Raw genomic sequence first — 9,753 nt, forward strand, 5'->3', positions numbered from 1 at the left:
CACACTATGGTAGACAAGGATTTACTCTCCATTCAGGAAACACGGGCACTGGTTCGAGCGGCACGGGCAGCGCAGCCTTCCCTTGAACAGGCCGGTCAGGAGCGTGTGGACGCTCTGGTGGACGCCATCGCCGGGGTAGGCGCTGAAATGGCCGAAGAGCTGGGCAAAATGGCAGCCGAAGAGACCGGTTTCGGCAAGTGGAAAGACAAAACCCAGAAGAACATCCTCGCCACTGAAAAACTGGCGGCCTATTTCAAAGAGATGAAGACGGTGGGGATCGTCAGCGAGGACGTTGAGAAACGGATCGTTGAAATCGCCATGCCCATGGGGGTTATCGCAGGGCTCATTCCATCCACCAACCCCACGAGCACTACGCTTTACAAGGCCATCATTGCCCTGAAGAGTGCCAACGCCATTGTCTTCAGTCCCCATCCGGGGGCCGTTGCGTGCATCACCGCCACCGTGGACATGATCAAACGCGTGCTCAAGGCCATGGGTTTGCCCGAAGACCTGGTGGGCGTTATCAGCGTGCCCACCATGGAGGGCACGGACGAACTCATGAAGATCAGCGACATGATTCTGGCCACAGGCGGGGCGGCCATGGTGAAGGCCGCTTACAGCTCGGGCACCCCGGCCCTGGGCGTGGGGCCGGGCAACGTGCCTGTCTTCATTGAGCGCAGCGCCGATGTGGATGTGGCGGTTCAAAAGGTTCTGGCCTCGAAAACCTTTGACAACGGCACCATCTGCGCATCCGAGCAGGCCATCGTCACCGAGGCGTGCATCGCCGACAGGGTCAAGGCCAGTCTTGTTGCCCAAGGCGGGTATTTTCTCGAAGGGGACAAACTGGACCGGGTGAAACGTGTCATGGAGCGACCCAATGGCGCCATGAACCCTGCCATCGTGGGGCGCTCTGCCGCAGATATCGCAAAGATCGCAGGCATTGAAGTCCCCGCGGGCACCACCATGCTCCTGTGCGAGGAGGAGGGCGTGGGGCCGAAGTTCCCCTTTTCCAAGGAGAAGCTCACCGCGCTCCTCGGCTTCTACACGGTCAATGACTGGCAGGAGGCCTGCGAGCTTTGCTACAAGCTCTTGGAAAACGGCGGCATGGGCCACTCCATGGGCATCCACTCCAACAACGAGACCGTAATCCGTGAGTTTGCCTTGAAAAAGCCCGTCTCTCGTTTTCTGGTGAACACCCCCACCACCCAGGGCGCCGTGGGCATCACCACCAATCTCTCCCCCTCCTTTACCCTGGGGTGCGGCACGGTGGGAGGCAGCGCCACCTCGGAAAACGTGGGGCCCCAGCACCTGTTCAATATCCGGCGCATGGCCTACGGCCTCGATGATGCGGCGGCCGTTCCGGCACGGTCTGCCGATACCGTCGACGCCCAGGCGGTGACTCACATGATCATGGATCAGCTCAAAAAGATGAGCACGGTGTCCGGTGGATGACAGCCTTAGGTGGCTCGCTTTATGGCGCTGCACAAGGCTTCATGAAAGGGATAAAAAATGAAGAAGAAACTGATCGGCGCCGAAACCGTTATGAAACACGTGACGGACGGCGTCTTCCATTTGGACGAGGATATCATTCTGACCCCGGCTGCCCGCGACCTGTTGCGGGACAACCGGGTGTTGCTCATGGCAGGGACAAGTGCCCACAACCAAAACGCGCCCCTGGCCCCTTGCGGTGCCCCGGTGTGCATGAATTGCAGCGAGTGTGTCATGGATAAACAAGAGGTCAATATCGAAGCCCTGATTCGCAAGATCGTCGCCGAGCAGCTCAGCGGCAAGGCCGGCGAGTTTGAAAAAATCGTCGATAAAGAGAGCGGGGTGTTCTGCGTCAAAGCCGCAACGGTAACCCCCGAGCCCTTTGACACCGGCAAAAAGGGCGACAAGGTGTTTATCACCGACGTGGTGACCCTGGAAGAGAGCCCCCGCCTCGGCTTCGGCATCATGGAGATGCAGGAAGGCTCCGCCTTTGACTGGACTCTGCGCTACGATGAGGTGGACTACATCATCGACGGCACCCTTGAGATTCTTCTGGATGACCGCAAAGTCATTGCCCATAAAGGGGATATTCTCTTTATTCCCCAGCACTCCACCATCACCTTCAGCACCCCGGACTCGGCCCGGTTTATGTATGTGACGTATCCTGCTGATTGGTCGAATCAATAAGGGGCCGGTTATTCTTAACCGGATCCTGTGAGCAGCGTTGGCCTTATGTACGCACAGACCTATCTTCGGATGGTCAGTATCCCATACGCCATGCTGCTCGATATGTCTGCCTATAGTGTATTGGCCCGGTACTGAAGCCATAGCTACCGCATTATCTGCATCCCCGCCACGGAACTTTGAAAAAATGGTTTTCGTGCGCGGGGATGTGTGCGTTGGAAGGAAGGGTGGGGGACGATGTTCATGGAATTTGTTTTGATTATGTCTCTTCAGTTTATTTTTTCGCTTTGTTCTTAGCCCTACGACTATTGTTTAATTCGATCGTTTTGCAACTTATCGTTCAGTAATCCTTCCCCCGCAATATGTGTGTTTCCTACTGGTTCTTCTGTGGCCTTTTTTTATGGTGTTTTTCTCTTCTTGGTAATTTCTATGTTTGTGTATTGTCCTAATTTTATTATTTAAATTTAGTTTGAGGCGTGTCTGTTTTTCTGTGGATTACTTTCCGGGTGATATGATAGATAGATTTATTCTCCTGATGTCCTTTCTTGCGGTGTGCTGTAGATAACAGGGCTGAAGACTATGCCCTATGATTTTGTGTTCCGTGATCAAAAGTACTGTTTTTTTCGGACTACGGTTGTGCCTTAATGCTGGCTCACTTGCTCAAATGGATGCCTTTCAGCCTCACACTGATATCTATACGAGCAGGTACGGCAGGTAGCTTTTCATCCGACAACAATGAAATGTATGAGTGGTTGGCCTAAGAAATTAGCATGATTCAGATTGTTTTGTCTTGCTGGACGAGGCATATTTCTGCACGAAGTTAACTTTGTAAGCACGAGTACATGGGGGCCCATTTTATGAAACGGTTTCGCTCTGTAGTGTCCATATGCATGTTGGTGGTTATCTCACACGTTATGTGCGTCGCAGAAACATTTGCTCTGGGCAATTTGAAACAACCCCCTATCCTTGAATTTTCGTCTGACAAATCCGAGATTTCCCAAGGCGAATCGGTGCGACTTACCTGGTCGTCGACCTACGCAGAGTCCTGCACCATTGAACCGGACATCAAGCAAAACTCGGCCTGCTCAGGAAGTGAAACGGTCTCGCCTTCCCACACAACCACCTACGTGTTTAGCGCATCAAACGATGACGGCGATGCCTCTAAAACTCTTACAATCACCGTTAATGCCCCTGTCGACTCCGACAACGACGGGGTGAAAGACGATGACGATGCCTGCCCTGATACGCCATCCGGTGAATCTGTTGACGCAGACGGCTGCTCCGCTTCCCAGAAAGACTCCGATAATGACGGCGTTCATGACAACGTCGATGCCTGCCCCGACACCCCATCCGGTGAATCTGTTGATGCAAATGGCTGCTCTTCTTCCCAAAGGGATTCTGACACCGATGGTGTAATTGACAACATTGACATGTGCCCGGGCACTGCGCCTGGGGTGAGCGTGGATTCCCGGGGGTGCTCTTCCTCTCAAAAAGATACGGACAAAGACGGCGTAAAAGATAACGTTGATAGCTGTCCTGGGACCCCTGCCGGTGAGGCGGTTGATGGCAAAGGTTGTTCTGATTCACAGAAGGACACCGATGACGACGGTGTGACCGACAATTTGGATATGTGTGCTGGTACCCCTGCAGGTGAGTCAGTCGATGCCAAAGGTTGCACCGACTCACAGAAGGACACAGATGGCGATGGTGTGATGGACAATCTGGATACCTGTGCTGGTACCCCTGCCGGAGAGTCTGTTGATGCCAACGGCTGCTCTGACTCCCAGAAGGATACGGATGGCGACGGTGTGACGGACAATTTGGATATGTGTGCAAGTACTCCTGCCGGTGAGCCGGTAGATGCCAATGGCTGCTCTTATTCCCAGAAGGATACAGACGGTGATGGTGTCACCGACAACCTGGATATATGTGCTGATAGCCCTGCGGGTGAGGCCGTAGATGCGAATGGCTGTTCCGACTCCCAGAAAGACACCGACAGCGATGGTGTCACTGATAATCTGGACACCTGTGCAGCTACTCCTGCGGGTGAGGCCGTAGACGCGAATGGCTGTTCCGACCCCCAGAAGGATACGGATGGCGATGGGGTGACGGACAACCTTGATACCTGTGCTGGTACCCCTGCGGGTGAATCCGTAGACACCAATGGCTGTTCCGACTCCCAGAAAGACACCGACAGCGACGGTGTCACTGATAATCTGGACACCTGTGCAGCTACTCCTGCCGGTGAACCCGTAGATGCCAATGGTTGCTCCGATTCCCAGAAGGACACCGATGGCGACGGTGTCACCGATAACTTGGATACCTGTGCGAATACTCCTGCCGGAGAGGCCGTTGATGGCAACGGTTGTTCTGATTCTCAGAAGGACACGGACGGCGACGGTGTGACGGACAATCTGGATACCTGTGCTGGTACTCCTGCTGGAGAGGCCGTTGATGGCAACGGTTGTTCTGATTCTCAGAAGGACACGGACGGCGACGGTGTGACGGATAATCTGGATACCTGTGCTGGTACCCCTGCCGGAGAGTCCGTTGATGCCAACGGTTGTTCTGATTCTCAGAAGGACACAGACGGTGATGGCGTAACTGACAATCTTGATACGTGTACGAATACGCCAGCGGGTGAATCCGTTGATGCCACTGGCTGCTCTGACTCCCAGAAGGACACAGACGGTGATGGCGTGACCGACAATCTTGATACCTGTGCTGGTACTCCTGCCGGAGAGACCGTTGATGCCACTGGCTGCTCTGACTCCCAGAAGGACACAGACGGTGATGGCGTGACCGACAATCTTGATACCTGTGCTGGTACTCCTGCCGGAGAGACCGTTGATGCCACTGGCTGCTCTGACTCCCAGAAGGACACAGACGGTGATGGCGTGACCGACAATCTTGATACCTGTGCTGGTACTCCTGCCGGAGAGACCGTTGATGCCAACGGCTGCTCCGACTCCCAGAAGGATACGGATGGCGATGGTGTGACTGATAATCTGGACACTTGTGCAGCTACTCCTGCGGGTGAGTCCGTAGATGCGAATGGCTGTTCCGACTCCCAGAAAGACACCGATGGTGATGGTGTGACAGATAATCTGGATACCTGTGTTGGTACCCCCGCGGGTGAATCCGTTGATGCCAACGGTTGCTCCGACTCTCAGAAGGACACAGACGGTGATGGAGTTACCGACAACCTGGATACCTGCACTGACACCCCGGCCGGGGAGAGCGCCGATGCCTCCGGTTGTTCTGATTCCCAAAAAGACACCGATAATGATGGTGTAACAGACGATCTTGATCAATGCCCTGGGACTCCCTCGGAGGAAACACCCAATGCTGAAGGGTGTTCTTACTCGCAACACGACGATGACAACGATGGTGTCCCCAATGTTAATGATGCGTGCTTAGATACCCCAGAGGGTGAACTTGCCGATGAAACCGGGTGTTCTTGTTCACAGCTCGGGACCAGATGGCTGGCTATTTCTTCCGGACCTGGTCATACCCTTGCCATCAAGCACGATGGGACCCTTTACGCTTGGGGGAAAAATGATCGCGGGCAGGTGGGCGATGGAACACATACGACCCGTCATGAACCGAAACAGATCAGCTCTGATAGCGATTGGCTCTCTATCGACGCGGGGCATAATTTTTCTTTGGCACTGAAACGAAATGGGATTCTCTATTCCTGGGGGGGGAATCAAGACGGTCAGTTGGGAGACGGCTCGGACTATGATCGAAGTGTTCCAGGGCGAGTTGGAGATCCATATGTTGAACCCAATTTGAGATGGGCCTCGGTATCTGCCGGTTCAAATTTCGTGACCGGGATCACGCAGGAAGGTGCCCTTTATTACTGGGGGATGAACCATGGCCACATTGACCCTTTTGGCCCCTCAAAAATATATGTCCCCAGGCAGCTTGGGGATGATTATGACTGGCATCAGGTCTCTTCCGGCGGTGAGCATTGTATCGCCCTGAAGCAGAACGGTTATATCTATACGTGGGGCATCAACGATTACGGTCAACTGGGCATTGTTACCGCTGAACACTATACTCAGCCCGCGCAAGTCGGTTTTGAAAGGGACTGGGTTTTCGTCGAAGCCGGTGATCGTCATAGTATTGCTTTAAAGGCAGATGGAAGAGCATTTGCCTGGGGCAAAAACGAACATGGTGAGCTTGGCCTGGGGGCGGACCACTCCTCATGGGGAGTCCCAGAGCCCCAGCTCGTAGACCAAGTCGGGGGATTCGTTCAGGTATCCGCAGGGCAACATCACACCACAGGAGTCACGCAGACCGGTGAACTCTATACCTGGGGGCTTAACGAATATGGCCAGTTGGGTGACGGGAGTTTTGAAACACAGTCTGCCCCCGTACAAATTGCGGACCATAGCAGTTGGGTTCATGTTACGTGCGGTTCTCTGCACTCCACTGCCATTGATAGTTCGGGTAATGTTTATTCATGGGGGACTAATGTTGATGGGGCCCTTGGCGTCGGTAACACGGCAGAAAAGGCTTCACCGACGCGGATCGGCGAGTCAAGGAATTGGGCCCAGATTTCATCCCTGGGTTGGCATACGGTTGGGTTGAAAGCCGATGGCAGTATGTATGCATGGGGGGGGGATGGGTTTGGTGAGATAGGAAATGGGACGTCGTCACATCAGCAGAGTCCAGTCAGGATCGGTGATGATACCAACTGGGACTCTGTCTCTGCAGGTGAGGGATACTCCCTGGCGATTAAAAAGGACGGATCTCTCTATGCTTGGGGCAGCAACGCCTATGGACGGTTCGGGGATGGGTCCAAGACAGACCAGGATACACCGTCAAAGGTTGGGGAGGAAAATGGCTGGGTCCGAGTCGTTGCTGGAAGGGTGCATTCAGCCGGGCTTAAGGGAGACGGCACGTTATATACCTGGGGAGATAATTACTACGGTTGCCTGGGAGATGGCACAAATACAGATAGACAGACTCCCGCTCAGGTTGGAAACGAAGGTGATTGGGTGGACGTGGCCTTGGGACGTTACCATACCCTGGCTTTGAAGGGTGATGGCACCCTGTATGCTTGGGGATATAACTATGACGGCCAATTGGGAGACGGAACCTATGAAGACCGGAATGAACCGGTTCAAGTCGGCTCAGAGTCTGACTGGGTTGCGCTGGCTGCCGGTACAAATACCTCGGCTGGCGTAAAAGCCGATGGAACCTGCTACATATGGGGCCGCAACGTGCCCTCCTACACCAAGCTGAACATTCCGACCCGGATCGGGGATGATAATTTCTGGCGAGAGGTTTCAATCGGCAGAAGTCATGTGATTTTGAAAGCCGATGATGGTCGCCTCTATGCGTTTGGCAATAACCACACTGGGATGCTTGGGGACTCGACCTTTGAGTCTCGAGAGACACCCGTTGCTTTGGACACCGAGAAAACATTTACGGACTTTGCTGCTGCAGCTTTGCACTCTGTTGCCATCACAGCAGATGGTGCGGTTTATTCCTGGGGCTCAAACGGGAATGGTCGTTTGGGGCACGGAGACGCCTGGTTCACAGATGGTGTTATCATAGAAGCCCCGGATAACTGTGATGATGACGACTCTGATGGTGTCGCCAATAACATGGATCTTTGTGCCGGGATACAAGGCAGTCATCATGGCTGTCCGCAGGGCGCACTGGATTCAGATATGGATGGTGTGCCAGATATAGATGATTATTGCGGGGATACGCCCTTTGGTGAGCCCGTAGACAGGGGCGGGTGTTCTTTTACCCAAAGAGACAGGGATGGAGATGGCGTTAACGATGCGTGGGACCTTTGCCCCGAAACGCAGCCGGGAGCAACAGTCAATCACTCTGGCTGTTCCGAATGGCAGGAAGATGATGATGGCGATGGGCTCCCTTATTTTACCGACAGATGCCCCGGTACTGATCCCGGTGAGCCTGTTGATGAGTATGGTTGTGCCTGCACCCAAATACAAACGGATTGGAAAGCCATCTCTGCTGGCTACCTCCATACCCTTGCTGTTCGTGAGGATGGAAAACTATTTGCATGGGGTGATAACTCGGGTGGACAGTTGGGTGATGGCTCAGAAATCGACAGGGATGAACCTGTCCAGATCGGGAACGACAGCGATTGGGCCTTCGTTTCGGCTGGCTTTGATCATAGCCTTGCGTTGAAAGAAGATGGACGGCTTTATGCGTGGGGTCACAACAATAAAGGTCAAGTTGGCGATGGAACGAAAGTTGATCGGCATGTCCCGGTATTGATTGCTTCTGACGGTCGGTGGAAAACAGTCTCAGCAGGCAGGGGTGCAAGCGCGGGGATCAAGATAAATGGGCGGTTATTTCGTTGGGGACTCAGACAAGGGTATTTTTTCCCGGCGGTTTATTATGAGCCTAAGGTTGTTGGTGATCACAACGGTTGGGTTGATGTCTCTGTGGGGGGGGACCATACCCTTGTCCTTAGGGACGATGGACAGCTGTTTGCGTGGGGAAAAAATACCTATGGTCAGTTGGGCCGTGGAGATTATACCAGTCATCCAATACTTGTCCCATCGGGCATGATGCTTCCTGGCCAGAATAATCCTGGCTCCCCGAATCCGTGGGTCTCTATTTCGGCTGGCGAGAGCCATTCTGTTGCAGTCAAATTGGACGGATCTGTTTACACCTGGGGAAAAAACGACAGAGGGCAGTTGGGGTTGGGGCAGGAAGCTCCTGAGAAACGACCCATAGCAGAGAAAGTCTTGGATGGAAATCAGTTAAAACTCATTGATGCTGGCAAAGACCATACACTTGCCGTAACACAGGGTGGTGAACTTTATGCCTGGGGGGATAACCGAGCAGGTCAGGTTAGCAACTGGTATGATCCTGTCATTGATGAACCAATTCTTGTGGACCCCCACAGCAGTTGGCTGGTGATGTCCGCAGGCGGGGAACAGAGCACTGCCCTGAGAAATGATAAAAAGTTGGTGGTATGGGGGCACCATGGGGTGAATACGTATGGCAAGGGAGATGAAGTGCCGCCCTATTTTGGTGCTTTAATCGTTAATGATCATCGCCATTGCAGAGATAGTGACGACGATGGGGTAACTGATGACAGGGATAGTTGCCACAACACACCGTCAGGAGAATCTGTAGATGCCAACGGATGTTCCGACTCCCAGAAAGACACCGATGGTGACGGGGTAACTGATAATCTAGATATCTGTGATGCGACGCCTGAAGGTGAACCGGTTGATGCCAGTGGGTGTTCTGATTCTCAGAAAGATTCAGATGGAGACGGGGTAACGGACAACCTTGATACCTGTGGTGGTACGCCTGAAGGCGAAGCCGTAGATTCCAATGGGTGCTCTGACTCCCAGAAGGATACGGATGGCGATGGCGTGACGGATAATCTTGATATCTGTGATTTGACGCCTGAAGGTGAAACGGTCGATGCCAGTGGGTGTTCTGGTTCTCAGAAAGATTCAGATGGAGACGGGGTAACGGACAACCTTGATATTTGTGGTGAAACGCCTGAAGGTGAATCCGTAGATGCCAATGGATGCTCTGATTCACAAAAGGATTCGGATGGCGATGGCGTGA

At 53.6% G+C, this 9,753-nt stretch carries 3 protein-coding genes; all 3 read left to right on the plus strand.

Annotated elements, in window-relative coordinates; all coding sequences use genetic code 11:
* Nucleotides 1-6: 6 nt before the first annotated feature.
* Nucleotides 7-1,452: an acetaldehyde dehydrogenase (acetylating) gene (locus BLQ12_RS07065; RefSeq protein ID WP_092209705.1), complete on the plus strand. Its 1,446-nt coding sequence runs from the start codon at nucleotides 7-9 to the stop codon at nucleotides 1,450-1,452.
* Between the two features lie 57 nt (nucleotides 1,453-1,509).
* Nucleotides 1,510-2,175 (plus strand): cupin domain-containing protein, encoded by a 666-nt coding sequence (locus BLQ12_RS07070; protein WP_217640253.1) that lies wholly within the window; start codon nucleotides 1,510-1,512, stop codon nucleotides 2,173-2,175.
* A gap of 911 nt (nucleotides 2,176-3,086) precedes the next feature.
* The coding region (locus BLQ12_RS28480; protein WP_437438240.1) for an RCC1 domain-containing protein at nucleotides 3,087-9,753 on the plus strand (6,667 nt) is incomplete at its 3' end.

The sequence above is a fragment of the Desulfoluna spongiiphila genome (genome assembly GCF_900101345.1).
Classification (GTDB): domain Bacteria; phylum Desulfobacterota; class Desulfobacteria; order Desulfobacterales; family Desulfolunaceae; genus Desulfoluna; species Desulfoluna spongiiphila.

Bases quoted from the DNA above. Each gene is read 5' to 3' on its own strand.
- BLQ12_RS07065 (WP_092209705.1), top strand. From the start codon at position 7: ATGGTAGACAAGGATTTACTCTCCATTCAGGAAACACGGGCACTGGTT.
- BLQ12_RS07070 (WP_217640253.1), top strand. From the start codon at position 1,510: ATGAAGAAGAAACTGATCGGCGCCGAAACCGTTATGAAACACGTGACG.